The organism is Planktothrix sp. FACHB-1365 (assembly GCF_014697575.1).
In the GTDB taxonomy this organism is placed as follows: domain Bacteria; phylum Cyanobacteriota; class Cyanobacteriia; order Cyanobacteriales; family Microcoleaceae; genus Planktothrix.
The window spans coordinates 29,654-55,095 of sequence record NZ_JACJSC010000037.1 but is presented as its reverse complement, the minus strand read 5'-3'; the positions used below and the strand labels follow the sequence as shown (position 1 = coordinate 55,095).

27 protein-coding genes are annotated in these 25,442 nt (G+C 38.1%); 18 read left to right on the top strand and 9 right to left on the bottom strand.

Annotated features, from left to right (window positions below; all coding sequences use genetic code 11):
• From H6G57_RS25565 to H6G57_RS25520, 10 genes are all read left to right on the top strand, one after another.
• Window positions 1-517 (top strand): transposase family protein (locus tag H6G57_RS25565; protein WP_190523794.1); only part of this gene is annotated, 517 nt, incomplete at its 5' end.
• Window positions 518-763: 246 nt separating this feature from the next.
• Window positions 764-2,521, top strand: coding sequence for a CHAT domain-containing protein (locus H6G57_RS29245; RefSeq protein ID WP_242049091.1), 1,758 nt, complete (start codon window positions 764-766; stop codon window positions 2,519-2,521).
• Window positions 2,522-2,552: 31 nt separating this feature from the next.
• Window positions 2,553-2,762 carry a hypothetical protein gene (locus tag H6G57_RS25555; protein WP_190523791.1) on the top strand — a complete coding sequence of 70 codons (210 nt, stop codon included), beginning with the start codon at window positions 2,553-2,555 and terminating at the stop codon, window positions 2,760-2,762.
• A gap of 22 nt (window positions 2,763-2,784) precedes the next feature.
• Window positions 2,785-3,006: a hypothetical protein gene (locus H6G57_RS25550; RefSeq protein ID WP_083625634.1), complete on the top strand. Its 222-nt coding sequence runs from the start codon at window positions 2,785-2,787 to the stop codon at window positions 3,004-3,006.
• Window positions 3,007-3,008: 2 nt separating this feature from the next.
• Window positions 3,009-3,443 (top strand): PIN domain-containing protein, encoded by a 435-nt coding sequence (locus H6G57_RS25545; RefSeq protein WP_190523772.1) that lies wholly within the window; start codon window positions 3,009-3,011, stop codon window positions 3,441-3,443.
• Window positions 3,400-3,621: a hypothetical protein gene (locus H6G57_RS25540; RefSeq protein WP_190523818.1), complete on the top strand. Its 222-nt coding sequence runs from the start codon at window positions 3,400-3,402 to the stop codon at window positions 3,619-3,621. The genes H6G57_RS25545 and H6G57_RS25540 overlap by 44 nt, the downstream gene beginning before the upstream one ends.
• Window positions 3,622-3,647: 26 nt before the next feature.
• A complete protein-coding gene (locus H6G57_RS25535) occupies window positions 3,648-3,917 on the top strand; it encodes a hypothetical protein (protein ID WP_190523770.1) in 270 nt (89 codons plus the stop codon).
• A gap of 13 nt (window positions 3,918-3,930) precedes the next feature.
• Window positions 3,931-4,323, top strand: a complete 393-nt coding sequence (locus H6G57_RS25530; RefSeq protein WP_190523768.1) for a hypothetical protein — start codon at window positions 3,931-3,933, stop codon at window positions 4,321-4,323.
• 121 nt (window positions 4,324-4,444) lie between these two features.
• A complete protein-coding gene (locus tag H6G57_RS25525; RefSeq protein ID WP_190523815.1) occupies window positions 4,445-4,633 on the top strand; it encodes a hypothetical protein in 189 nt (62 codons plus the stop codon).
• The gene (locus H6G57_RS25520) at window positions 4,633-5,037 is read left to right on the top strand and encodes a type II toxin-antitoxin system death-on-curing family toxin (protein ID WP_190523766.1); all 405 of its coding nucleotides are present in this window, start codon (window positions 4,633-4,635) and stop codon (window positions 5,035-5,037) included. The genes H6G57_RS25525 and H6G57_RS25520 overlap by 1 nt, the downstream gene beginning before the upstream one ends.
• 61 nt (window positions 5,038-5,098) lie before the next feature.
• On the opposite strand, the gene H6G57_RS25515 is transcribed toward H6G57_RS25520, so the two are convergent.
• Both H6G57_RS25515 and H6G57_RS25510 read right to left on the bottom strand, forming a co-directional pair.
• Window positions 5,099-5,398, bottom strand: a complete 300-nt coding sequence (locus tag H6G57_RS25515) for a nucleotidyltransferase domain-containing protein (RefSeq protein ID WP_309236048.1) — start codon at window positions 5,396-5,398, stop codon at window positions 5,099-5,101.
• A gap of 122 nt (window positions 5,399-5,520) precedes the next feature.
• Entirely contained in the window at window positions 5,521-6,630 is a 1,110-nt protein-coding gene (locus H6G57_RS25510) for a tetratricopeptide repeat protein (protein WP_190523761.1), read from the bottom strand.
• A 186-nt stretch (window positions 6,631-6,816) separates the two neighbouring features.
• On the opposite strand from H6G57_RS25510, the gene H6G57_RS25505 reads away from it, so the two are divergent.
• From H6G57_RS25505 to H6G57_RS25490, 4 genes are all read left to right on the top strand, one after another.
• Window positions 6,817-7,200, top strand: coding sequence for a nuclear transport factor 2 family protein (locus tag H6G57_RS25505; protein ID WP_190523760.1), 384 nt, complete (start codon window positions 6,817-6,819; stop codon window positions 7,198-7,200).
• A gap of 7 nt (window positions 7,201-7,207) precedes the next feature.
• On the top strand, window positions 7,208-8,053 hold the full coding sequence (rsmA, locus tag H6G57_RS25500; protein WP_190523809.1) for a 16S rRNA (adenine(1518)-N(6)/adenine(1519)-N(6))-dimethyltransferase RsmA: 846 nt from the start codon (window positions 7,208-7,210) through the stop codon (window positions 8,051-8,053).
• Window positions 8,054-8,116: 63 nt separating this feature from the next.
• Complete coding sequence (gene ispE, locus H6G57_RS25495; protein WP_190523758.1) at window positions 8,117-9,064, top strand: 4-(cytidine 5'-diphospho)-2-C-methyl-D-erythritol kinase; 948 nt, start codon at window positions 8,117-8,119, stop codon at window positions 9,062-9,064.
• Between the two features lie 3 nt (window positions 9,065-9,067).
• Window positions 9,068-9,403, top strand: coding sequence for a DUF3082 domain-containing protein (locus H6G57_RS25490; RefSeq protein ID WP_190523756.1), 336 nt, complete (start codon window positions 9,068-9,070; stop codon window positions 9,401-9,403).
• 329 nt (window positions 9,404-9,732) lie between these two features.
• Here the strand turns inward: H6G57_RS25490 and H6G57_RS25485 are convergent, their stop codons facing one another.
• On the bottom strand, window positions 9,733-10,596 hold the full coding sequence (locus H6G57_RS25485) for an amino acid ABC transporter substrate-binding protein (RefSeq protein WP_190523754.1): 864 nt from the start codon (window positions 10,594-10,596) through the stop codon (window positions 9,733-9,735).
• A gap of 341 nt (window positions 10,597-10,937) precedes the next feature.
• Here H6G57_RS25485 and H6G57_RS25480 point away from each other — a divergent pair, with 341 nt between their 5' ends.
• From H6G57_RS25480 to H6G57_RS25465, 4 genes are all read left to right on the top strand, one after another.
• On the top strand, window positions 10,938-14,504 hold the full coding sequence (locus H6G57_RS25480; RefSeq protein ID WP_190523752.1) for an AAA-like domain-containing protein: 3,567 nt from the start codon (window positions 10,938-10,940) through the stop codon (window positions 14,502-14,504).
• A 38-nt stretch (window positions 14,505-14,542) separates the two neighbouring features.
• Window positions 14,543-14,839, top strand: coding sequence for a hypothetical protein (locus H6G57_RS25475; protein WP_190523750.1), 297 nt, complete (start codon window positions 14,543-14,545; stop codon window positions 14,837-14,839).
• A 135-nt stretch (window positions 14,840-14,974) separates the two neighbouring features.
• Window positions 14,975-16,159 (top strand): RNA-guided endonuclease TnpB family protein, encoded by a 1,185-nt coding sequence (locus H6G57_RS25470; RefSeq protein ID WP_190523806.1) that lies wholly within the window; start codon window positions 14,975-14,977, stop codon window positions 16,157-16,159.
• 180 nt (window positions 16,160-16,339) lie between these two features.
• Window positions 16,340-16,660, top strand: a complete 321-nt coding sequence (locus tag H6G57_RS25465) for a hypothetical protein (RefSeq protein WP_199314457.1) — start codon at window positions 16,340-16,342, stop codon at window positions 16,658-16,660.
• Window positions 16,661-16,747: 87 nt separating this feature from the next.
• On the opposite strand, the gene H6G57_RS25460 is transcribed toward H6G57_RS25465, so the two are convergent.
• The 6 genes from H6G57_RS25460 to H6G57_RS25435 all read right to left on the bottom strand — a co-directional run bounded on the left by H6G57_RS25460 (window position 16,748) and on the right by H6G57_RS25435 (window position 25,392).
• Window positions 16,748-17,098 (bottom strand): hypothetical protein, encoded by a 351-nt coding sequence (locus H6G57_RS25460; protein WP_190523748.1) that lies wholly within the window; start codon window positions 17,096-17,098, stop codon window positions 16,748-16,750.
• Window positions 17,099-17,339: 241 nt separating this feature from the next.
• Window positions 17,340-18,422, bottom strand: a complete 1,083-nt coding sequence (locus H6G57_RS25455; protein ID WP_190523746.1) for a DUF3474 domain-containing protein — start codon at window positions 18,420-18,422, stop codon at window positions 17,340-17,342.
• 195 nt (window positions 18,423-18,617) lie between these two features.
• The gene (locus H6G57_RS25450; RefSeq protein WP_190523744.1) at window positions 18,618-22,229 is read right to left on the bottom strand and encodes a Yip1 family protein; all 3,612 of its coding nucleotides are present in this window, start codon (window positions 22,227-22,229) and stop codon (window positions 18,618-18,620) included.
• A 216-nt stretch (window positions 22,230-22,445) separates the two neighbouring features.
• Entirely contained in the window at window positions 22,446-22,904 is a 459-nt protein-coding gene (locus H6G57_RS25445; RefSeq protein ID WP_190523743.1) for a phosphate-starvation-inducible PsiE family protein, read from the bottom strand.
• Between the two features lie 258 nt (window positions 22,905-23,162).
• The gene (locus tag H6G57_RS25440; protein ID WP_190523741.1) at window positions 23,163-24,479 is read right to left on the bottom strand and encodes a photosystem II assembly protein; all 1,317 of its coding nucleotides are present in this window, start codon (window positions 24,477-24,479) and stop codon (window positions 23,163-23,165) included.
• On the bottom strand, window positions 24,472-25,392 hold the full coding sequence (locus H6G57_RS25435; RefSeq protein ID WP_190523739.1) for a radical SAM protein: 921 nt from the start codon (window positions 25,390-25,392) through the stop codon (window positions 24,472-24,474). Before H6G57_RS25435 ends, H6G57_RS25440 begins: the two co-directional genes overlap by 8 nt.
• Window positions 25,393-25,442 lie beyond the last annotated feature (50 nt).

Sequence of the window (25,442 nt, the reverse complement as noted above, 5' to 3'; positions counted from 1 at the left end):
TGAGTTAGTAGTAGATAGCTATGAACAGCCCAGGGAAAGACCAACAGACAATGAAGAGCAGAAAAAATATTACTCAGGAAAGAAAAAGACACATACCTTTAAAAATCAAGTCATTGTCATGCCAAATGGAAAAGAAATAGTGGATGTAGCTGTGGGTTATACCGGAGCAACAAGTGATCTGAAATTGTGGAGAGAAAGAAGCCAGGAATTGGGGAATAATCAAAAATACAGAGGGGATAAAGCTTATGTAGGAGAAACAGCAATTAATACACCGCATAAGAAACCGAGGAATCAAGAGATGTCGGCGGAAAAGCGAGAAGAAAATCGGTTAAAAGCCCAACAAAGGATTGTAGTCGAACATTTAATCAGACTGATAAAAATTTATCGAGTTGCTTCAGAAAGATTTCGGTTAAAGAGGCAAAATTATGAAGCAGTAATCTTGACAGTATGTGGATTAATAAGATGGCGAATAGGAGCGATTGTATTACCATCTAAGAATTGCCCAGAATTCTTTTGAAAAATGATTGAATATCAGAGATAAAATTCATTAGTTATTATTAATGTGACTGAAAAAGCCTATGAATCCGTTACTTTTGGAGAAGCTGGCACAGGAGTGCTAGAGATTCCAAAATTAGCTATAGAGGGCATTTGGAGATTTTCGGAGATGTCTATTATAAGTGAAAGCGCAAAGTTCCTGCTCATTTAAGTGATGCAAAGAAATTGCGATCGCCTTTCTTATCTATTAACTTAATAGACTGGAGCTATGGAAAAGTTAGTTATTCTTAAAATTGGGGAAGGCAGTTTTGAGCAAGGATTTCCGGTCAACTTGCAGATCTCAGAAAAGGGCGATCGCTCCCACATTTCCGCCGATGGCAAACTTCCCCCCTTTAGTATTCCTAAACAAATCGTCATTAGTTTTGCCTTTTATCTTTGTGTCCAGAGAGGGTTACATCACCTTGCATTCCTGTTAATACAGAAAAATCTCGATATTACTGAATTTCCTTGGACTTACATGATTTGGCAATCAGAATATCGCAAAAAGCTGTCAGGTTTTAGGATGATGACACTATCAGATCCAGTTAACAGCTTTTCAAATCTTGATTTAATAAAAAACGGTAATCTTTTAAAAGAACAGTTAAACCATTGGCTTAATTCAGAACTCTTTCGCCCCATTAAAGAGAAGTTTCTGCAAAAGATAGAAACCGATGATATTGTTCGAGTCATTATTCAGACAGAAGATCCTCTATTGCGAAGATTGCCTTGGTATTTGTGGGATTTATTTGCCAGTTATCGTTTAGCAGAAGTGGCGCTGTTTTCTTCTGCCTTTGAACGAGTAGAAAAGTTAGTTAAACCTAAACCCAAAGTTAGAATATTAGCGATTTTAGGTGATAAAACTGGTATTGATATTAATGCAGATCGGAAATTTTTGGAAAATTTATCTAATGCTGAACCGGAGTTTTTAGTTGAACCCAACCGACAGGAATTTAACGAAAAACTTTGGGATGAGAACGGGTGGGATATTTTATTTTTTGCTGGACATAGTAGCAGTAATCCCGATGGTACGACGGGAAAAATGTATATTAATTCTAAAGAAAGTTTGACGATTACTGATTTAAAATATGCTCTAAAAAAGGCGATTGAACGAGGGTTACAGTTAGCGATTTTCAATTCCTGTGATGGGTTAGGGATTGCTAGAGATTTAACCGAGTTACAGATTCCTCAAATGATTGTCATGCGGGAACCTGTACCGGATTTAGTGGCGAAAGAGTTTTTGAAATATTTTTTAAATTCTTTTTCTAATGGTAAATCTTTATATCTTGCTGTCAGAGAAGCGCGAGAACAGTTACATGGAATAGAAAACTATTTTCCCTGTGCCAGTTGGTTGCCTGTTATTTGTCAAAATCCGGCAGAAAATCCCGTGAGTTGGTCAAATTTGTATGATTCTGAAACTAGCACGCCAATTTGGATGACACTCGCAGGTAGAGGCTTGGGTGTAGCTGAAAATGCGGTAAAAGCATGGCTAGGTGTTCAGATAGTGAGTGCCACATTTAATGGACTAAGAGCAATGACCTTCCAGAAGCCAGATAATCACGTTATTTTTATATTCGACATTCTCACCCAACTCCAACCCACTACCCAAACTTACCCCCTACCTATCAACATTCAATCCCTAGCAGATGAAACAGACACCAGCGCTATTTGTCAAGAACTTTGCACCCTAATTTACTCCCTCGCACTCCCCGAAACAGACATCCCCACTGTCAGCAACTTTGCCCAACTCAAACAACAGATTCTCACCGTAAAAAAACAACTGCAAAAACGCCACCTAGCCCTAATTTTCCATAACTGTAAACCTCATCCCCCACTCCTCACCTGCTGTCGCAAAATTGCCGATACTAACCTGGGTTTACATATCCTCTGGATAACCGATGAACCCCTCGAAGCACCTTTACGCGGGTTTCCCCCCAGTCAGGATAATTTGTTAGGGGCGATGCAAAGTTGGTTAGAGGAAATGTGTTAAAATTATCATATCCTATTCATGTCCATCAATTATGAGCAAAACTATTAATATCAGTGGGTTAAAACCGGAACAAATTACCCAAATCCAAGCCATTCTCGAAGCGTTTCAACCTAAAAATCAACTTGATAATTTAGCCAGTTTTCAAGTCAATATGAAAAACCCAGATATCATTGATACTTTAACAGAAAAGCCGATTAAAGTCAATGGTTTTCTCACCCGCGAACAGATTGATCAAGCTTAATCATAGACAAGGAGAATACAAGATGGCTAATTCCGTTGAATTTAAAGCAAAAATCCAACAAGGTATCATCGAGATACCAGAAGAATATCAACAGGATTTAAGAGAAGAAAACGAGGTGACAGTGATTATCCTCAAACAACCTAAAAGAATTTCTCAAACGGGAATCATTGCCGAATTAACGCAAAATCCAATTTCCGTTCCGGGTGTGCGTAAATTAACCAAAGATGACATACATCAACTCTAGTTATGCCAAATCCTCTGAGTTTTTGTGATTCTAATATATGGTTATATCAATTTTTGATAGATCCAGATAGCGATCGTTCTGAAGAAATTAAAAAGCATAACATTGCTATCAATTTGACTAATCAAAAAAACATTTTAATTAGTACCCAAGTGATTAATGAAGTTTGTGCTGTTTTATGCAAAAAAGCCAAACTTAGTGAAATTAAAATTAAACAGATTATTGAAGAATTTTATCAGGGTTGTATTGTCATGGATATTGATCGCAATATTATTGTTATAGCTTCTGATTTACGCATTCAATATAATTTCTCGTTTTGGGATAGTTTGATTGTTGCCAGTGCTTTATCGGGTGGTGCAGATACTCTGTATTCTGAAGATATGCAGGATGGGTTAATTGTTTCTCGACAACTCAATATTATTAATCCGTTTAAATTATGACTGTAAACTTCATACCCCACTCCTCACCTGCTGTGGCAAAATTGCCGATGCTAAACTGGGTTTACACATTCTCTGGATAACTGATGAAACCCTAGAAGTACCTTTACGCAGTTTTCCCCCCAGTCAGGATAATTTGTTAGGAGTAATTCAAACTTGGTTAGAGGAAATGGTCAAATAAAATTTGATAATCTTAGTAAAAATTGAATGGAACATCTACCCAATAGCTGGGCAGAAATTCAGCCTGATATAATCTATAAAACTGCTAATGGTCAGTTAGTATCTTTTAGCAAAGAGCAAATCCAACTGGTGATAAAATATGACCAAAATCATAAACATTTAAAAGCTATTGAAAAAGGAATTGTTTCCCCTCGCGGGAATATTGGTCTGGTTCCTTCAGAAATTGAAGGGTTTGATTTTAAATCAAAAGTAATAGATGGAGTCTTACATTTTCCCGGTTTTGTAACAGAGCATTAATCAGCAACCAACCATGACAAAACTACAATTAAAAACTCACCCAGTTTGGCAAGATTTAACAGAGGTATTAGCAAATCTAGATGCTAACGCACTGGTGACAGAACATCTGGAATTATGCGAGTATAAAATATCTGGATACTGGGATGAACAAGATGAATTTTATGAAGAGATTATTTTACCCCGTTCCCTATCTTTTGAATTAGTCAGTAGTGCTATTGGTTTCACAGGTCAAAAACGCTGGCTTCAACTCAAGTTTTTCCTTCAATTTGTTCCTGAGCTTGCTGAATATTTATCTAATCATAATGAGTCAAAAAATCTTGGTGAACTGACGCTTATTTATGATGAAAATCTGCAATTTATTGATGAAAATTGGCAAATCAATATAGACTCAACTTTGATGAGATGAACCCCGGTCAGCACCTTTGCGCGGGTTTCCCCCCAGTCAGGATAATTTGTTAGGGGCGATGCAAAGTTGGTTAGAGGAAATGATAGAATAAACTTGACTAATCTTAGCACAAATAAAACCCATGAAATTAAAAGTTACCGAACAAGGAGTTTTAATCCCCAAGGAATTATTAGGAGATAGCCAAGAAGTTGAACTAACTCAACAGGAAGGACAACTGATTATTACTATCAAACCGCCAACCCTATCCTATCAAAAAGCCACAGAATATGTCCTCAATAAAAACCATGAGCTTTATCAACGTCTAGCCTAATGCTCTACTTAACTATAGAACAAATTTTAGATATTCATCATCAAATTATTGCTCAGACGGGTGGGGGTTTAGGAATTACAAATCGGGGTTTACTGGAATCGGCTGTTGCTCAACCGCAAATGACTTTTGGGGGCCAAGAACTTTATACGACTCTTGCAGAAAAAGCGGCAGCATTAGGTTTTTCTTTGATTAAAAATCATCCGTTTCTGGATGGGAATAAAAGAACGGGTCATGCAGCAATGGAAGTTTTTTTAATCCTGAATGGTTTTGAAATTAATGCCAATGTAGAAGAACAGGAAAAAGTTATTATTCAAGTCGCATCAGGAGAAATCACCAGAAAAGAATTTACCCATTGGTTACAATCAGTAATTATTCCTTTTAATTTAAGTGAAGAAAACCTATAGAATATGTGATCGCTATTCCCTTAAAGCGGTCGTAAAATCCCCCTCAGCTTTATCAACCCATTCAACGGTTAGGGGATTCATAAATCACCTTTCCTTTTTCGATAATTTCCCGCAGAAAAAAATTATTCCATGCGAGGCGTTGCTCCACCTCTATAGGACTTCGTACTAACAAATCTATAGCAAATTTAGGCTGAATTTTATTCAAAATTTCCCAAGTTTTGCGAAAGCTGCTTCCCTTGTATGGCAAAATTACTAATAAATCTACATCCGAGTCATCTTGGGGATTACCATAAGCATAAGAGCCAAACAAAATAATTTTTTCTGGCTGAAATTTATGGGCAATAGCCTCACTTAATTGCACAATTGCCTCCCTTTCTATCATAGTTGATGACACAGGTTTTGGAGATGACTTTGTGCGATCGCACCTTCCTAAAAACAGCTTAATTTGTTTCTAATGGGAATGCGATCGCCAATAACATCAATTTACTTTTTCTTCGGTTGTAATTGCTGTAAAGCAGCTTGGGTTTTTTTGACGCCTTCGGGATTGCCTTGTTGCTGATAAAGTTCTAAGGCTTTTTGGAAAGACGCGATCGCTTGTTGCTCTCGACTGCCTCGGCCTTTCAGCGCCAATCCCATATTAAAATGGGCAGAGGCATCATTGGGATTATTTTCAATCACCCGACGATAACTAATAATTGCCCCGACATAATCTTGTTGTGCGAGTTGCAATTCTCCCAGGGCTGCATTCGCTTCCATCAAAGTTGGTTTTAACGCTAAAGCCCGTTGATAAGCTTGGCTGGCGGCTTCCCAGTTTTCCTCAGCTTTAAAAATTTCACCAATTTGGAATTGCACATCGCCATCACGGGGAGCGAGTTGGGCGGCACGTTCAAAGGCGGCAACACCCCCATTGCGATCGCCATATTTTAATAAAGCGGCTCCTAATTTAATTTGAATACTCGCTTCATTGGGGGCTATCATTGCCGCTTGTTGCAGCACTTCTAAGGCTTTCATCACGTTTTCTTGCTTGAGAAATGCCATCCCCATCGAAGAATAAGCTTGCCAATTACGCGGGTCAAGGGTGAGAATAGTTTGATAAGCTCGAATTGCCCCTGTATAGTCCCCTTTACGGAATAAGGTTGCGGCTAACCCTTGATGGGCTTGAATATTATCGCGTTTGAGCATTGTCGCCCGACGATAGGCATCCGCCGCCGCATCATATTGTTGTAAATTGGCTAAACTAAACCCTAAACCATACTGAAAATCCGCATTATTAGGTTCTAAGATTAAGGCATTTTGATAATATTGAGCCGCAACTTGGAAGTTACCGCGTAACGCTTCTAAATAGGCAATCCCTGAATAAATTTTAGCGTTTCTAGGATCTAAAGCAACCGCTTGGGTATAGATGGTAATGGCATTTTCCAGATCTCCAGCATCCACCAACTTTCGGCCCTGTTCTAACAAATCATTAAGCTGTTTGTTGGCTTGGGGGTTGGCTTGAGCTACAATTTCCGTAGCTTGAGCAATTTGTGGTGTGGTCATGGCAATCACAGCCACTAAAACACGACTAACTAACAATTGAGTTCGATTTGACACGGCCTAATTTGGGTGAGAAGTTGAGCGAGTCTGTCACATTTTGATGTTGACGGTTGATAGCCAACGGTTAACCGTTAACCAATCCCTAACACCTGATGCTGGAAATGATACTGACATAATTCGGGCCACTTGTGAAGAGAGCCGCTTATTCTGGTTTCCCTCACCCCCTCACCCTACTTCAGCGTTATGACGGATGAACAACTGGTATTAACGATCAATAAAGCATTTTATCGAGCTTTTGAAAAACAGGATTTAGAAGCCATGAGTACCCTTTGGTCAAAGGGAACTGCTTCGGTTTGCATTCATCCTGGACGGAAAGCGGTGAAAGGATGGGAAGCTATTCGAGCTTCCTGGGAGCAAATTTTTAAAGCCACTCAATATTTAGAAATTGAAACCCAAATTATCTCAACGGAAATTAATGGAGATATTGCTTATGTTATTTTAACAGAAAATGTGATGCAAATTGTCGGTCGCCGTCGCCTGCAAGCAACATCAATGGCAACGAATATTTATACTCGGATGGCAAATCAATGGTATTTAATTCATCATCATGGTAGTCCCATTATTTAATTCCTCTATGCGATCGCCCCAACCTCGAAAACAATTTGCTCAACATTGGTTACGCAGTGAAAAAGCGTTAAGTAAAATTGTTAAATCTGCGTCATTATCTCCCTCAGATCGAATCTTGGAAATTGGCCCAGGAACAGGAATTTTAACCACTCAATTGCTATCAGGAGCTACGTCTGTTGTTGCGGTTGAAATTGATACGGATTTATGCAAAAATCTGGTTAAACGATTAGGCAATAAAGAGAATTTTTTATTATTACAAGGGGATATTTTAACCTTAGATATTGCAACGCAATTACAGAATTTTCCCAATTTCAAAAATCCCAATAAAGTTGTTGCTAATATTCCCTATAATATTACCGGGCCAATTGTTGAACAATTATTAGGAACCATTGGGGAACCAAACCCCAACCCATTTCAATTAATTGTCCTGTTAGTTCAAAAAGAAGTTGCTCAACGTATCACCGCCCATGCAGGGTCTAAAACCTTTGGGGCGTTGTCTGTTCGAGTCCAATATCTCGCCGACTGCGATTATATCTGTGATGTCCCCGCAAAAGCCTTTTATCCCCCGCCAAAAGTGGATTCTGCGGTGATTCGTTTGCGTCCCCGTCCCATCCAACATCCCGCCTCTAACCCCCAATATTTGGAAACTTTACTCAAATTAGGATTTTCCAGTAAACGCAAAATGTTAAGAAATAATTTACAAAGTGTGGTCAGTCGAGATCAATTAACCCAATTACTGGAACAATTAGAGATTAACCCCCAAGTTCGCGCCGAAGACCTCAGTGTTGAACAATGGGTAAATTTGAGTAACTGTTTATGGACTGAACTATCAGTCAACGATCAACAGTTGTAGGGGCGGGGTGACCCCGCCCTTACCTGTAAACAATCAACAACTTTGTTTGTCTTGTGAATACAAATGCGTTCCTATTCTTTAATTGCTCCGGCAAAAATTAACCTCTACTTAGAAATTATAGGCGATCGCCCCGATGGATATCACGAATTGGCGATGGTACTCCAAAGTATTAGTTTAGCCGATCAAATTGACATTCAATCGATTGGAATTGATACCATTAGTGTGCGCTGTGCCCATGCAGAAGTTCCCAATGATCACACGAATTTAGCTTATCGGGCGGCAGCCTTATTAGCCCAACAATTCCCCGATGCGATGGCACAATTTGGGGGAGTGGAAATTAATATCAAAAAAAATATTCCCATTGCCGCAGGTTTAGCGGGAGGTTCAACGGATGCGGCGGCGGTTTTAGTGGGTTTAGATTTAATCTGGCAATTAGGCTTAACTCAAAGTGAATTAGAAGAATTAGCGGCTCAAATTGGTTCGGATGTTCCCTTTTGTATTCAAGGTGGAACTGCCTTAGCAACGGGACGAGGTGAACAACTTTCTCCCCTCACGAATTTAGATCATTTGTATGTGGTTTTAGCTAAATATCGGAACTTGGGAATTTCGACGGTTTGGGCTTATAAAACCTATCGTCAACAGTTTAGTGATAGCTACGTTTCAGACGTTCAAGACTTAGAAACTCGTCAACAACGGGTTCATTCTGGGCCGATGGTTTCTGCAATTATGCACCGAGATGGGGCAGAAATTGGTAAATTGCTGCACAATGATTTAGAGAAAGTTGCCTTACCCGAATATCCCCAAGTCTTACAACTGCGAGAAGCTTTTGAGGCTCAAGGTGTTCTGGGAACCATGATGTCTGGTTCCGGGCCAACGGTGTTTGCCTTAACAGAATCTGAAGCCGAAGCTTTACGGGTTTTAGAAGCTGTAAAAACCCAAATCGCTAACCCAGAATTAGAGTTTTGGACAGCAAAATTTATTTCTACTGGTATTCGTTTAGCCCACTCATAAACTATGATTGAATCTACTTCTAAAACACCTCAAACGACCTCACAAACAGATACTATTAATTTATTCCGTTGTATTACGAATGGGTTAATGTATGGGGGAGTTGCCTTAGTCTTTTATAAATTAACCCATATTATCGCTGAAAAATTCGCTAACAAACCGATTCAATCCGAGAATTTTACGGTGATTCAAATATCAACAGCAGTTCGTACCCTGGTTGTGGGTTTATTCACAATGGGAACGGTTTTGTTTAGTTTTCTATCAGTGGGAGTAATTCTATTAGCAATATACGTTAGTATTCAACGGTTAATCAAACCGAATGTTCCCTCCTCCAATGGTTAAAACCTACATTTTTAAAGCTAAAAGTAGGCTGATTACCAAAAGTTCGTTGATTTTTTTCTAGTCCTTGATCACCCCTACCTTTCAAAGGGGAGGATTAGAATTCAAAGTCCCCCTTTTTAAGGGGGATTTAGGGGGATCTAATATGAAATCCAATTATAGATGCTACAGATGATCCTTCCTAACCCCCCTGTAGAGACGTTGCATGCAACGTCTCTACAGGGGGGAATTTGTAGCATTCTTTTCAGGATTTCATATAATCAGAGGTTTTTGGCTGAATTTGACATTAATGATACTAGGAATAAAAAGTCAAAGGAGAGGACTTTCCCCTTTTAAGGTTTAGCTTTACTTTGAAAACGTTGGTAAGGAAAACGCCCTGTTTTAGGGTCAAACCATTGGTTCCATAGTTGAGTATTTTCTTCACTGGTAATGGTTTGGTTAACCAAGGTTCCCCATTGAGCACTATTTTGAGGTAAAATACAGCCGTAATTTTCAAAGGTTAAAGGTTGTTCAGGTACTAAACGAAACGCTTTAAAATCTTCGCCTTGTTCCCATAATTCACCTAATAATAAAATCCCATCACTCGCCATTAAATCAATTTCTTCTGATTTTAACCGACGAATTCCATCCGCACGACTACCCACAACTTGCCATTTTGCTTCAGGATAAATGGGACGGAATTCATCATCTGTTGTGGTTCCGAGTAAAAATCCAACGGTGATATTATTTTCTCGGATAGTTTCTAATTGAGTTTCTGAGGCTTTTGTGGGATCTAAACGTTCTGCATCCGCTTCTCGGACTAGCAGTTGAATTCCACTGGTAAAATAGGGAATGGAAAAATCAACCATTTCTTCTCGTTCTGGTGTAATGCTGGTGGCTTCACAGACAATATCTAATTGACCTGTTTCTATTTGAGTAAATCGATTTTTTAAGGTGACGGTTTTTAATTCTAATTTAATCGGTTTATTCAATTGTTTCTCTAAACGCTGTTGAATCAATTTAATTAAATCAACAGAATATCCTTGTAAGGCGTTATTGTTGTCAGTATAACCAAAGGGAACCGCATCCGTCCTCACCCCTGCGGTCAGCACCCCTGTCCGGTTTACTTTTTCTAACACGGTTTCGGCCCAACCTAATAAAGGAAAATTAACGGTAAAGAGAAGAGTCAAGAGAGAAACAGCCAGTTTTTTGTTCATCTGTGTTAAATTTTTAAGCAGATTAAAATGTTCTGTCATCGAAAATTGGGGTTTGAAACCCCGTCCTAAAAGGATTGTATATAACAAAGGATAAACATCTTGTTTCCGCCGATATTAATGGGAGTGCCAATATTTTGGTTAAAAGTAAGCACAGACTCAATTTTGAGCGAGTGTCTAGGGGGTTTTTGGCTAACCCTTTAAGGATTTACATCTCTTAAGAATCTCCGCACTTTATAGGGCGGGGATTGTCAACCTATACCATTAATCGGGATCTTAAGGCAAGAGGCTCAAAAAAATAATATACTGCTACCCATTAAGCTGTTCGGTGTGCCCTAGATCTCATGATTTATTCTAACTATCAAATTGGGGGAAGTTTAGCCCAAGATGCTCCGACTTATGTTGTGAGAAAAGCAGATTCTGATCTGTATTCTCAATTACAACAAGGGCATTTTTGTTATGTGTTAAATTCTCGACAAATGGGGAAATCCTCTTTGCTGGTTAAAACTCGTTATCGTTTACAACAAGAAGGCTTTCAATGTACAACATTAGATATGACGCGCATTGGCAGCGAAATGGTAACAGCGCAACAATGGTATAAAGGAATTGTTAGCGAATTATGGCGTGGATTTAACCTGTTAGGTAAATTTAATTTAAAGAATTGGTGGAAAGAAGAAGAAGATATTTCAGTAGTTCAACGATTAAGTAACTTTATAGAGGATATTTTATTCACTCAATTTCCCGATAAAAAGTTAATTATTTTTGTAGATGAAATTGATAGTATTCTCAGTTTAAATTTTAAAGTTGATGATTTTTTTGCTTTTATTCGATTTTGTTATAACCAAAGAGCAATTAATCCTGAATATAACCGGGTTAGCTTTGCCTTATTTGGGGTTGCTACACCGTCCGATTTAATTTCTGATCGCAGTCGTACCCCCTTTAATATTGGGACAGCCATTGAATTAGAAGGTTTTACCCTCAACGAAGTTCAACCTTTAATTCCAGGTTTAGAGAAAAAAGTTACAAATGCTCAGGCTGTGATGCGGGAAATTATTAATTGGACAGGAGGACAACCCTTTTTAACTCAAAAAATCTGCCAATTGGTACTTAATTCTGCTCAGGATACCCTCAATGATATTTTAACAATTCCCCCTGGGACTGAAGGATTTTGGGTAGAATCCTTAGTGCGATCGCATATAATTTATAAATGGGAATCTCAAGATGAACCGGAACATTTAAAAACCATCCGTAACCGCATCGAATATAATCAGTATCGTTTAGGAAGAATCCTTGGTATCTATCAAAATATTCTCCAGGGTTTAGAAGTTTTTACTGATGATAGTAACGAACAATCAGAACTGATTTTATCGGGTTTAGTCATCAAAACTGGTGGCATTCTCTGGGTCAAAAATCGAATTTATCAAGAAGTATTTGATTCTGATTGGGTGACCCAACAACTTAGTAGCCTGCGTCCCTATTCTCAAGCTTTTGATGCCTGGTTACAATCAAATCAACAAGATTCTTCCCGACTCTTACGAGGACAAGCCTTAAAAGAAGCTCAAAATTGGTCAAGTGGTCGCAGTATTAGTGATTTAGATTATCAATTTTTAGCTAAAAGTGAAGAATTAGACCGTCGGGAAATGCAGCAAGCTTTAGAAGCCGCCCGAATGCAGGAAGTAGAAGCCCGTCTTATTCAAGAAAAACAAACGGCAAAACTGCAACGATTTTTACTGTTATCCGTGAGTGGTGCTTTAATTATTGCGATGGGATTAAGTGGAATTAGTTGGTTTCAATATCATCAAGCGAGGGTGAATGAACAACAAGCAAAAACCAATGAAATGAAAGCCTTACGCCAATCTTCTGAAGCTTTATTTGCCCTAAATCAACGATTTGAAGCTTTAATTCAATCGATAAAAGCTTATAAACAATTACAAACCTTACCCAATATTGATCCCGAAACCCGTGAAAATGTGCAGTTAACTTTACAAAAATCGGTCTATGGAATTCAAGAATATAATCAACTCTTGGGACATACTAGCCTTATCCATTCCGTAGAGTTTAGTCCCAAAGGAGATTTAATTGCCTCTGGGGGTTTGGATAAAACGGTTAAACTTTGGAAACCTGATGGTTCATTGGTTAAGACTTTAATCGGCCATCAAGATGCTATTTTTAGTATTGCTTTTAGTCCCCGTCAACCTCTTCTAGCCTCCACCAGTAACGATAAAACGATTAAACTCTGGAAAACGGACGGGACATACCTAAGAACCCTGACTGGACATGAAGACCCAGTGATGGCTGTGAGTTTTAGTCCCACAGAAGATACACTCATTTCTGCGAGTTTTGATCAAACCCTTAAATTATGGACAATAGACGGGAAACTGTTAAAAACCATAGCCGCCCATACAAAAAAAATTAAAACCGTTTCCTTTAGTCCCGATGGTCAAAGATTCGCCTCTGGAAGTGAAGATAAAACGGTTAAAATTTGGAAATCCGATGGCACATTGTTAAAAACCCTCACTGGACATCAAGCTGAAGTGATGTCGGTGGCTTGGAGTGCTGATAGTCAACAGTTGGCTTCCGCCAGCCGGGATAAAACCATTAAACTCTGGAGTCGGGAGGGGGTGTTACTCCAGACCTTCGGCGCCTTTGAAGATGAAGTTTGGGGGGTGGCGTTTAGTCCTAACGGCAAATTCTTAGCCGGGGCGATTCGGAATCAACAAATCCAACTTTGGCGAAAAGATGCCACGACTTCCTTGTATAACCCCTATAAAACATTATGGCAACATAAGGGAGAAGTCAGTGCTGTTGCGTTTAGTCCCGATAGTCAAACCATTGCTTCTGCAAGTTGGGATAAAAGTATTAAACTCTCGAAAATTGGCTATGCTTTAGTCATGCCCTTGATTGGACATCAAGATGCCGTTTGGGGTGTTAATTTCAGCCCGGATGGTCGAATTATTGCTTCCTCTTCCTTAGATAAAACTATTAAACTTTGGACAAAGAAAGGTCGATTATTACAAACCTTGAAAACTGGACATCAGTGGCGGGTGAATCGGGTAGAATTTAGTCCCGATGGTCGCTGGTTGGCTTCAACCTCTGATGATGCAACTATTAAACTTTGGCAAAGAACTCAGACAGGATTGTTAAACACCCAACCTGATAAAACCCTAGAGGGACATAAATGGGGGGTTTGGGATGTAAAATTTAGTCCTGATAGTCAATCTATGATTTCAGGAAGTTGGGATAAAACCATTAAAATCTGGGGACTGGATGGCAAATTGCGCTCCAACTTGGAGGGTCATCATGGTCAAGTCTGGGGAATTGCAATTCAGCCTGAACATCAATGGATTGCCTCTAGTTCTGACGATAATACCGTTAAAATCTGGAATTTTCAAGGTCAACTGTTACAAACTTTAACGGGTCATCAAGATGGGGTTTGGGATGTCGTGTTTAGTCCTGATGGACAGGTTTTAGCTTCAGCTAGTCGAGATCAAACGGTAAAATTATGGCGGTGGAATCCATCACTGAAATCCTTTATAGATGAACATACCTTAACCGGACATACTGGAACTGTTATGGCTGTAGCGTTTAGTCCTGACCAACATTTTATTGCTTCTGCGAGTCAAGATAAAACAATTAAACTCTGGAAAATGGATGGTAGTTTAGTTAAAACTTTGAATGCTCATGATGATGAAGTCTATGATGTTAAATTTAGTCCCGATAGCAAAACCCTGATTTCAGCGAGTGCTGATAAGACTGTTATATTATGGGATTTACATCGGGTTTTAAGTTTGAATGATTTTGCTTATGCTTGCCATTGGGTAGAAGATTATTTAAAAACAAATTTAATGGTTAGTCCTGAAGATAGAAAATTATGTCAGAAAATGCTTAAATCAGGGAACCCAAAACCCTAAAAATCAGTACATATTTAATCGTTAACCGGGTAAAAATAATGATGAAAGTATTAGGATTTGTCGCCGTTGCAGGAACTTTTCTGAATGTTACACCCCAGATTAATATTGTAGCCTCACTTCGGCAAGGCTCAGTGACCGCCGTTCCTGTTAATCCTCCGATACAAATTGCTCAAAATTCGAGTTCCTCTTCTATTCAAGGCTATTGTTTTTCAGTCGCGAATGATAATATGGACTCCATCGCCCGGATTTATATTCAGGGAAATAAAGTTACGGGTCGAGTGGAAGCTACAATTCATAATCAAAAAGAATCTTATAAGACAAACCTGGGAGATTGAAAACGAGCGTGTCTATGCCTTACGGCAGGCTACGCCAACAGACAACAGATGAAAAACGACTCAGGGGAATTTATTCCCCGTGAATATTTCTCAATCTATGTTAACCTAGAAACAGGTCGAAAACAGGAGAATTTCATGATAGTTTTAGAATACAAAGTCAAAGGCAAACTTGATCAATTCAAAGCAATTGATCAAGCCATCCGCACCACTCAATTCATTCGCAATAAAGCGATTAGATACTGGATGGATAATTCCAGAGAGTTGAAAATCGACAAGTTTGCCTTAAACAAATATTCAACGGCTCTCAGAAAAGAATTCTCCTTTGTTAATGATCTAAATTCAATGGCAGTCCAATCCGCAGCCGAGCGGGGATGGACTGCCATTAGTCGTTTTTACGACAATTGCCAGAAAAAGATTTCGGGTAAAAAAGGATATCCCAAATTTCAAAAAGACTGTCGTTCTGTTGAATATAAAACAACAGGATGGAAGTTACACCCAACTAAAAGACAAGTTACCTTTACCGACAAAAACGGAATTGGCAATCTTAAATTACTGGGGAAATGGGATCTCCATACCTACAATCTTAAAGACATCAAACGGGTGCGATTGATTCGTCGTGCTGACGGTTATTACTGCCAGTTTTGTCTGGGTATTACCGTTACCGATGTTCAACCGAAAACGGGAAATGAAATTGGAATTGATGTTGGCATTGAGTCATTTTACACAGACTCTAATGGACACCAAGAACCCAATCCCCAGTTTTTGAGAAAGGCGGAAACGTCTATTAAAAAATCTCAGAGACAAATCTATAAAAAGGTTAAGGGTTCATCAGGTAGACGGAGAGCTAGAAAAATTTACGCTAAAAAACACTTAAAAGTAAGCAGGCAACGGAATGAACACGCCAAGATAACGGCGCGTAACGTATGCAAGTCTAACGACTTAGTAGTCTACGAAGATTTAAGTGTTAGAAATTTGGTTAAAAACCACTGTTTAGCTAAATCAATTAGCGATGCTAGTTGGTATTTGTTCCGGCAATGGATAGAATATTTTGCAGCTAAGTTTGATAAATTAGCAATACCAGTTGCACCCCATTTCACTTCGCAAAAATGCTCTAATTGTGGGGGAATTGTGAAAAAATCTCTATCAACTCGCACCCATATTTGTAATTGTGGATGCGAACTACATAGAGATACAAATGCTGCAATTAATATTCTCAATCTGGCAAAACAAACTAGGGATGGGCAATCCCGAAGTAACGCTACAGGAGTTGGAGTCTCTACTCTTCTTGGGGCTACCCTGGTTGAGCAAATTCTGACGTAGAATGTAGAATCCCCGTCTCTTCAGAGCGGGGAGTGTCAATATACGTCCTATATTCAAACGTTACAAGGAACAAAAAATGGCAATAAATTATCGTTAAATATTACCACAAAAATTGAGTTAGATACTCAAAAAACGAAAGAAACCTGGACGTTAACATCTGATTCTCTGAATACGGGACGAGTGGTTTATAAAAAACAACCGTGTTTAGTTTCTCAAATTCGTTTCGCACCGGGGAAAAATTCAGCTACTGTGTCCCAATCTGTTGTTCGGGGAAGTCGAGATATTTATTTATTAAAAGCGAATCAAGGACAGAGAATGGATGTTAAAATGACATCGTTAGAAAATAATGCTGTTTTTGATGTTATTGCTCCCAATGGACAGGTTTTAAAAACAGAAGCCACTCAATCTAGTTTAAAATTACCCGCAACCGGAACGTATGAAATTATTGTTGGGGGAACTCGTGGAAATGCAACCTATCAATTAAATGTTAAAATTCAATAATTACAGTTATCAGTAGAGACGTGCCATGGCGCGTCTGTACCAGTTATCCGTTATCAGTTGATAGAGAGGGGTTAATTAAGATTTTAGTTATAATGTTTGAATAGCCTTTTTTAAGGTTTCTTTGTTTAACGGTTGATTGGGTTTAGGAACATCGTCAATGTTATTTTTAGGAAAACGGGCTAATGCTAATTCGGTGGTGCGATCGCCAGAAGAATTATTAGCCATTAAAATAGAATTATTCAGGATTTCTAATTGAGCATCAACAATTTCATCATCAGTTTCATACCAACTTGCGATCGCAATAGATAACGTTTCAATGTCATCCGGTAGCGGTTCAATTACAGCAAGTAATTCTTGACGTTTTGACTCGGTAAATAATTGAGGTTGTTCCTGTAACAGTTGCAGAAATGCTTCTAGGTTTTGGTTGTAAAAAGACATAAACAGATACTTTAACTTAATATAAACTTGATGATATCAAATTCAGAGTTAATTTTTCAAATTTTATATGACATCCCGAAAAGAATGCTACAAATTCACCCCCGTAGAGACGTTGCATACAACGTCTCTACGGGGTAGGGTTAGGAAGGATCATCTGTAGCATCTATAATTGGATTTCATATTAAAAAGGAAAAAAAACGGGATTTCTAACCTGAAACCCCGCATCTGAATTGATCAGTCTTTAATCAACGGTTTTGTCAGAATTCCAACCGGATTGATAATACACTTTTGAACCATTATCAGGAACAAAATGACAAGACCAATAAGATTGAATAAAACTCTTCCAAACGGGTTCAGCCGAGTAACGATAATAGTCACCTAAAAGGGGTTTAATCGCTTCTGTGGCTGTTCTTAAATGATAGTGGGGAATACTCAAGAAAATGTGGTGAGCAACGTGAGTCCCAATATCATGATGAATCGGGTTAATAAAGCCATAATCGCGGTCAATAGTCGATAATGCTCCTTTCAGGAAATACCAATCATCCCCCCGATACCAGGGAATATCAGCTTCCGTATGATGTAAATAAGTGACTAAATCCAGCCATATTACAAATACTAAATAGGGCATGAAATAGTATTTGACAAAAAACAGCCATCCAAACTGATAAGTTAGGAATCCTAAAAACCCTACCATGACAATCATCAGGGATGTACTGGTAATAATATCCCATTTTTCCGAGGGTTTAAATAGGGGACTACTAGGAAGAAAATGAGACCCTTGACGATTGGGAGAGCGCCGAAATAGATAAATCGGATAAGCGAGTAAAGGCAGATAAAAGCGAAATAGCTTTTCATACCAAGGCATGATATTAAACTTAGTTTCCGTGACCGGATACCAACTTTCATCGGTGTCAATATTTCCTGTATTGGCGTGATGAGTTCTGTGGCTAATTCGCCAACCGTGATAGGGAACCAGAATGGGGATATGGGAAAGATGGCCAATTAAGTTATTGAGCCATTTGATTTTTGAGAAAGACCCATGACCGCAATCATGGCCCACAACAAATAACGCCCAAAACATCGTTCCTTGCATCACCCAAAAAATGGGGAAAAATAGCAAAGAATCGAGTTTATAGGCGATGAAATAAAGGGCTGCAATGATGGAAATATCAATAAAGAAGTAACTCAGAGATTTCCACACCGAGGGTTCAAAGCAGTAGGCGGGAATCGCAGCTTTCACGTCTTGAAGAGTAAAGGGTAACTCTGAGGTTGTACTCGGTAACGGGTTTAGGGTTGACTGGTTAGAACGATTGGATAATTGCACGAAGTTTTGATTTGACCTTATGAACAATCCCCAGTTTTGTGGTCATCCCAAATTGAATCACAAACATCAGGGTTTGGGATGCTAACCTAAACTGGGGGTTCTGAACGGAATTTATTTTACCGTTATTAGACGTTCATTTTCGCAATAAATCTTAAATTGTGTTCAGCATTGGGCCATTTTTAGAAGGTTTGGGGATCATGAATCATATTTAAAGTGTTCCAGTTTAGGAATACCAAACCAAAAATCTGTAGGAATTAGGGGTTCAATCGAGGAATCGTTTCCACCGACTTGATTGGTACGGAGAATCCAGACATAAGCTCCTAATTGTAGAAAGATCATGGCGATTTGATCGTTAATTAATCGAGGTAATAAAGATCGCCAACTGTCCGCTAATCGAGACAAGGTTTTTAAGGGAGTTTCTTCGGGAAAACGACCTAAAGTTGGGGCACTGTATTGCCAATCTTTCCTGACTTTTCCCATCGGTGTTAAGATCTTTTCTAAACTTCTTACTAAGGTATTTAATTGGAAGAATCGTTCGGTTTGTTCATGGTGAGGATTTTCTCGCAACCATTTCATTAATAGGGGATTTAATTCAAATTGAGCCAGCATTCGTCTGAGAGATAAGTACAAGGCTTGACTGGAATCTTGAGAACAGGAATTAATCGCACTCACAAAAGTGGTTCCCGTACCATCTCCAATGCGATATCGAGCCGTCATAATATCAAGTTCATTAATCACAAAATCCAAGGGAGAAAATTTGAACCCATCAAAATCATAATCTTGAGTTAGGGGAGGAAATTTAATCAGAATATCGGTAAAAGGACGACATCCTAACCACCCAAATTGACGATCACCTGCGTAGCGTGTCCAGTCTAAATTGGCTGAAATAATCCCATCACAATTATGGGTATAAATTTGGCGATACTCAATATTAAAGCGTAACTCTTGGGTGATGCGATCGCGTATAACCGTAGCTATGCCATAGGCAAAATGTCCGAAGTAAATCCCAAAGGGAGTATGATCTCCATTAGGGCCTCCAATGCCTCCATAAACGTGCATTAATAAAGCGCGATCGCCTTCTTGCCAAAGGGATTCAGGATGAACAGAATAAATCGAATTCTCCTGATTAGGATTGAGTAAAATCGTCTTAATTTCCCCTTTGGGGGTAACTTTATTTTTCCAGTATTCATGATTAATATAATCTAGGGTTTGTTGTTGTCCCGAAATTACAACATCTGGATTCAGGGAAAATAATCGACGAGGTGCGAGTGCTTGAACTACAAATTGACCATCGATATTTTTTTGCCCAAAAATATACCATCCTGAAGGATTAATTGGAGAGCGTTCTAAATCTTGATTAACCGAAGACAAAATCCCATCTCGATTAGCTACAACAGAAGGTAAATAGACTTGTTCTTCGGGGCCGTAAAATCCTTGAGATTCAGGTTGATAATGACGAACTAAAAACAGGTCTTTTCCTAAATTTTGAACAACCGTAACTAACCCATAAAATCGCCCGGTAATTTCTACAGGATCATGCTGAATATAAAGACTTGGAGGTTCTGCTCCCGTATCTTTTAAAAGCACAGGATCTTTTAACACAACAATCACATCATCCTGGGGTCTAGCTCCGGCGATGGATTCTAAAGGATCAACTTTTGACCAACCATTAATCCGTTCCGGGTGAATATTTCCCTGGGATTCACTCACTCTGACCTGCTCAATAAAGTTTAAATCCTGGGTAACTAATTGCACTCTTAATTTAACAGTGGGGTTGTCAAAATCCCACCTCAAATTGACAATTTGCCCGATGCGATGTTGATTTTTCTCATCAGCATGATAAATTTCAAACAACACGCCTTTGACGCGCTGACGATCTGATTCTTCCGGTAAAATTAAGCGACCAATCCACGTTCCTACGGGTTGATAATAGGGAGAATCAAGGGTTTGTTGAATCGGATAATAATTAATGTGATTAAAAGCCGCTCGTTTGTAGCGTTCATAGTTACTGGGTTTTTTCAACGTTTCCGGCGCTAACCCGGTCAGTTCCCAATTTTCTAATAAAATTCCGGTGACAATATCAACGGTTTGTTCCAGAAACGTTTTACCATTTAGGAGTTTCTCATCTCCCATCGGGCCACCCATCATATTGTGTCCGACGGGCCCTAAAGAAATAAAACTAATTTTTCCTCGGCGTTTAGCACAATTCCAATTGGATAATAACGCAATTGGCCAGCGTCCAGGGAAAATAATTGCGCCCACTTTTTCAACACTATCTTTTTCACCCACCAGATGATAGAGATGTTCTGTCACCATTGCCCCCGTATTTCCACTGATGACCCCTGCAATGGAAATTACCGTAATCGGAGCATTGAGAGTGCGTTTGAGGAAGGTTACAGCCCCCATTGACATCTGACCACCACCGCTATAGCCAATTAACGTCACCGGAATCGAACTACCGAGGGGATAACCATAGTTAAGTAAACTATTATACAAAACCTGCGCTAAACCTTGATTTTGAATTGGGCCATAACGAGGATCGGCTGAAACCGCCACTGAGACAATATTACGAGCATTAATAATAAACCCAATGGGATTGGCAGGATTGTTAACCGCCATCGAGTCTACAATGCGCCACAAAAAGGCAAAAGGTCGATTTTGAGTTAAGGGATTATTGGTGACAGAATAGGGCATAATCCCTTTAACAATGGCAATATTATCAGGAGTGGCTGCTGCTAAATCATCTAAAAAGCGTTCAACTTCAGGTAAATATTGATAGGAACCTTGATTGATGCCATCTAAATACACAACATAATGATTGATGGGAGTATCTGGGCAAGCTTCTGATACTAATTTCCCCGGATTTTGTAACGGTTGAACTCCATACCATCCCGCCCACCAGCTTAAGGATTCTAGGGGAGTTAAAATAATAGAAATTAACAGGGCGATTAAACTATATTGAATTAATTTTAAAGCCAATCGGAAAGAATCATTTAATAATCCAAACCAGATGTAAAAAGGATTTTTATCGGTGGGGGTCAAGATTAAAATTAATAATAAAGCTAAGGCTGCTAGAGCAATAAATTTAATAATTGATGAGGGTTTTCGTTGGGGTGTTTCTTCTTGCTGTTCTGCTTCTAACCAAAGTTCTTTACCAACAGTAACCAGTTGCGGATCACTGCCATCCATCAGCATTTGCTCTAATTGTTTTGGGTCTGTAATTAATGAAGTACCCGCCGCCCAATTTGATAACCAACGGCTAAATGCTAAAATCGGACGACCAATGGTTCGTTGCAGAATTTGTAAGACAACCCACCCGATTAAAGTACAAATAAAAGCTGACCAATCATCAAAAATGGCAATGGTTTCTAATCCTACAAATTGAGCGAGTAAACTCCAAATTGAAAGGAATACCCCAATGGCAATTCCTAAATAAGGTAAACCGATTAAAAACCCTAACATTTGGGGGGCGTAACTCACCCCTACGATTGTAAAAATCAAGCTAAAACTGAGTGGGATCTTGAAAATTAAACTACTGGTAATCCAAATACTTGTTGCCCATAATCCATAACTGAGGGTAAAAACAATCGCAGAAATTCCTAAACTTAATACAAACCGAACAGGTTTAACTTTATTGGCGAATAAAACAATACATTGTCCAATGGATTGAGATAAACCCGCCGCTAGAACAATCATTAATGCGATCGTTAACCTATTGGGTAGGGTGCTAATTTCTTTAAAGACATCTGGGTTAAGGGTAAATGCTCCTGAAACAAAATGCCAAAATTGGTTTAATAGGGTTTCCATAGAATTAAGCGTTAACTAGACTAAATCCTGAGTTTCTGGTTGGTTGTTAGTTTAGTTGATCTTGGCTTGATAGGATGATACAATTTGTGAACTTATGTTTTTAAAAGGGGATTTAAGGGACAAAAATTTGTATGTTGCTATACATATTGTTATTTTTTTAGGGATTGTCACCTCTAGGTTAAATATCCTCTAACAATTTAAGAAGGATTAAAAAAATTACTTTCCTTTATTTAATCGCACAATTAAATAGCTAATTGACAATGCTAAAACAGCCAAAGCCAGACCAATTAAATCTTCACCTGATTTTTTATCCAAATCAAAAATAATAATTTTTCTACCGACTGCGATTAAAGAAGTAATAATGACTAATTCAACTTGTATAACGTGCTTTTTCAAATAGGATGATATATTTTCTAATATTTCTAATGCAATTAAAACATTTAAAAACAATCCAAAAATTTCAAATAAAGAAACTTTAAATATCAAAGTAGAATCCGTTAGTAATTTTTGAGTTAAATATAAAATTAATTGACCGCAACAAACTACAATGATCACCACCATTGCAAGGGATAAGGTTTTAGCGATCGCAACTTGAACTTCTTCTAATATCATTAAAAAATGTTCGTCGCTAAACCAATGGGTTAGGGATTCAAAAAATGTTTTTTTGCGGGACATAGTGAAAGGTGAATTGAAGTTGAATAGATGATGCTAGAGAATAAAGCAAATTAGTCTCAATATATAAGTTAGAGTCCGTTAATGCAATACTATTGTTAAAAATTTATCCAATCATCCCGAAACAGCGTTACTGAAGTGTTTGAATGAAAAATAGTATTTTCATAATTAATGAAAACCATTGATATAAATCTATGGTAATTTTCAATAATTTGTAATCTGAGATTGTAGAGATGAGATATAATTCAAAATCAACCTCTATTATTTACGTTGGGCTAGAATTATATAATCGTCAATTGTATAATTAAGATCATGTTTTAAGCTTAAATAGTCTTGGCAAAGAGGGCTTATATAATTTTGACGAGGCAATTTTTCACGAGCAAATTTACCAAACTCAGCAGGAGTCATTTGATCCCCCATTCCTGTAGATGTCAAATATTTATACCAAACTAATTTTAGACCTATTTCTTCCAAAAAAGATTGCATTACACTATCTGCTTTATGATAGTCTTGTCGATGTGTGAAATTAAACCCTTTGAATAATTTCTTATCTTGAACAATGAATAGCACATAACCATCTGGTTGTAAACAGCGATTAAAAATATATTGAAAATTAGTATTTGCCTTTTGTCTGATTTGGGATTGATAAAAGAAACAATGGGAAATAATAATAAAATTAAAAAATTGTTTCGGCATTTTATCAAAATTAGAGAAATCTCCTAATAGATCACAAGTATCAAACCGGAAATACGCATTAGTTGGTTGGGGAAGTTGTTCAACGTATCGTCGCCAAAATTGAAGTCCGCGATATTGGAATTTCGCTTGTTTTTCCAAAGAATAATAGGCAATTTGAAACTCCGACGAATTCAGCCCTAAATGACTGCTTCTCAGAAATAAATCCAAACCATAAATCATGGTGCCTGGGCCAGCCGCAATATCTAAAATCTTGATATGTTTGGATAATAACCCGGTTTTATAGATTAAAAACCATGCTAAATAAGCCCCATAAACATTAGTTAAGAAATAGCGCAACAAATACACATAAGGACTCAATTCAAAAGAATATTTAGGATCTTCCCCAGATTTTAATCCATTCAAATCTTGAACTGCTTCTGTTAAGGAAGCCTCAAAATTTTTTCTTTGACTCATTTGTTTAAATTCATCTTCAATAAAAACAGCCAAATTCAATTCAAAATCACTAAAAATTTCTAAATCAATCCCTGTACATTGAATGAAAGAATAATCCTGATCTATTAAATTAAATTTTTGGGTAATATGATCAATGATATTTTGAGTAGGAATAATAGGCTTTTTTTCGTCAAAATAAAATTCTGAGGGGAGAGAATCTAATTGCGATAAGCGTTTCAGTTTGTGCTTTAACTGAACAATTTCTTTCTGTTTTTGCTTTAATTCATAATCGGCTTCTAACTTATCTTGAAAGAGTTTTTCTAATCCTGAAAGCTGCGGATTTGAGCGTCGAATCTCTTGTAAGATTTTTCGAGCTTGCTGTTCATCCCCTCGGTGTAATGCTAAACATAACTTCAGAGAACGCCAACCCTGAGTTAAAGTATTAATCATAGCCAAATCCTTCTCGTCCCTCTTTAATTTCTACATCACTGAGCAAAAACTCTAATTTTTGTTTAAACTGAGAATAATTTTCCTGCTCTTGATTATACCACCAAGCGTATTTTTCTTTAAGGGCGATCGCTTGTTCACGGGTAGAAGCGACTAAACTTTTATTTTGAGTGGGATGAAACTCTTGAATTACAATTCTATCAACAAAACCCAACTTTAAAATAAAAGCATCTTGATGTTCGGGTAAAGTCGGTAATAGAGGCGTAATTGTAATCGAAAATCGGATATCATGTCCGGTTTGAAAGGGAATATTATATCTTAATTTTCCTATCGCCTGAATTCGAGATTTAATACTGGGTGATTGAGGTTCAAAATCTCGTTTAACGGCTTCGCTTCCTGTGGGAATACTTAGATTAATTCTTAAGGATTTAAACTGTTGTAATAAATTAATATCCCTCGTAATCATCGGACTCCGAGTTTGAATGACTAAAATCGGTTGATACTTAATCATGACTTCTAATAATTGCCGAGTTAGTTGCACTTTGGCTTCAATGGGTTGATAGGGGTCAGTAACACTACTCATATAAATACTCGGCGGTTTATCAGGATGACGACGATACCATCGTTGTAATTCTTTTTCTAACATTTCCACGGCATTTTCTTTAATAATCACCCAATTTCCCCACTCTTTTTGCATCTGAGAATTCGGACTAAACGCCACCGCATAACAATAGCTACATCCATATTGACATCCACGATAGGGATTAAGGGTAAAATCATAATCTCGAATAAAACCTGTGGCTTTATTTAATAAAGATTGAGCATTTTTTCCGTAAACATTAACTTGACCAAATTTTTCTTTGACCAAAAATTGATGCTTAGATAATACATCATTGGAGTAGCTGAGTTCTGACATACTTAAAAAGAATAAAGGTTAGAGGAATTCTGAAAATCCAACAATCAGCG

Excerpts from the sequence above, each read along its gene's own strand:
- H6G57_RS25525 (WP_190523815.1), top strand. The coding sequence starts at position 4,445 with ATGAAATTAAAAGTTACCGAACAAGGAGTTTTAATCCCCAAGGAATTA.
- H6G57_RS25490 (WP_190523756.1), top strand. The coding sequence starts at position 9,068 with ATGATTGAATCTACTTCTAAAACACCTCAAACGACCTCACAAACAGAT.
- H6G57_RS25445 (WP_190523743.1), bottom strand. The coding sequence starts at position 22,904 with ATGTCCCGCAAAAAAACATTTTTTGAATCCCTAACCCATTGGTTTAGC.
- H6G57_RS25470 (WP_190523806.1), top strand. The coding sequence starts at position 14,975 with ATGATAGTTTTAGAATACAAAGTCAAAGGCAAACTTGATCAATTCAAA.
- H6G57_RS25545 (WP_190523772.1), top strand. The coding sequence starts at position 3,009 with ATGCCAAATCCTCTGAGTTTTTGTGATTCTAATATATGGTTATATCAA.
- H6G57_RS25440 (WP_190523741.1), bottom strand. The coding sequence starts at position 24,479 with ATGATTAATACTTTAACTCAGGGTTGGCGTTCTCTGAAGTTATGTTTA.
- H6G57_RS25555 (WP_190523791.1), top strand. The coding sequence starts at position 2,553 with ATGAGCAAAACTATTAATATCAGTGGGTTAAAACCGGAACAAATTACC.
- H6G57_RS25550 (WP_083625634.1), top strand. The coding sequence starts at position 2,785 with ATGGCTAATTCCGTTGAATTTAAAGCAAAAATCCAACAAGGTATCATC.
- H6G57_RS25435 (WP_190523739.1), bottom strand. The coding sequence starts at position 25,392 with ATGTCAGAACTCAGCTACTCCAATGATGTATTATCTAAGCATCAATTT.
- H6G57_RS25460 (WP_190523748.1), bottom strand. The coding sequence starts at position 17,098 with ATGTCTTTTTACAACCAAAACCTAGAAGCATTTCTGCAACTGTTACAG.
- H6G57_RS25530 (WP_190523768.1), top strand. The coding sequence starts at position 3,931 with ATGACAAAACTACAATTAAAAACTCACCCAGTTTGGCAAGATTTAACA.
- ispE (WP_190523758.1), top strand. The coding sequence starts at position 8,117 with ATGCGTTCCTATTCTTTAATTGCTCCGGCAAAAATTAACCTCTACTTA.
- H6G57_RS25450 (WP_190523744.1), bottom strand. The coding sequence starts at position 22,229 with ATGGAAACCCTATTAAACCAATTTTGGCATTTTGTTTCAGGAGCATTT.
- H6G57_RS25475 (WP_190523750.1), top strand. The coding sequence starts at position 14,543 with ATGATGAAAGTATTAGGATTTGTCGCCGTTGCAGGAACTTTTCTGAAT.
- H6G57_RS25535 (WP_190523770.1), top strand. The coding sequence starts at position 3,648 with ATGGAACATCTACCCAATAGCTGGGCAGAAATTCAGCCTGATATAATC.
- H6G57_RS25485 (WP_190523754.1), bottom strand. The coding sequence starts at position 10,596 with ATGAACAAAAAACTGGCTGTTTCTCTCTTGACTCTTCTCTTTACCGTT.
- H6G57_RS25480 (WP_190523752.1), top strand. The coding sequence starts at position 10,938 with ATGATTTATTCTAACTATCAAATTGGGGGAAGTTTAGCCCAAGATGCT.
- H6G57_RS25505 (WP_190523760.1), top strand. The coding sequence starts at position 6,817 with ATGACGGATGAACAACTGGTATTAACGATCAATAAAGCATTTTATCGA.
- rsmA (WP_190523809.1), top strand. The coding sequence starts at position 7,208 with ATGCGATCGCCCCAACCTCGAAAACAATTTGCTCAACATTGGTTACGC.
- H6G57_RS25520 (WP_190523766.1), top strand. The coding sequence starts at position 4,633 with ATGCTCTACTTAACTATAGAACAAATTTTAGATATTCATCATCAAATT.
- H6G57_RS29245 (WP_242049091.1), top strand. The coding sequence starts at position 764 with ATGGAAAAGTTAGTTATTCTTAAAATTGGGGAAGGCAGTTTTGAGCAA.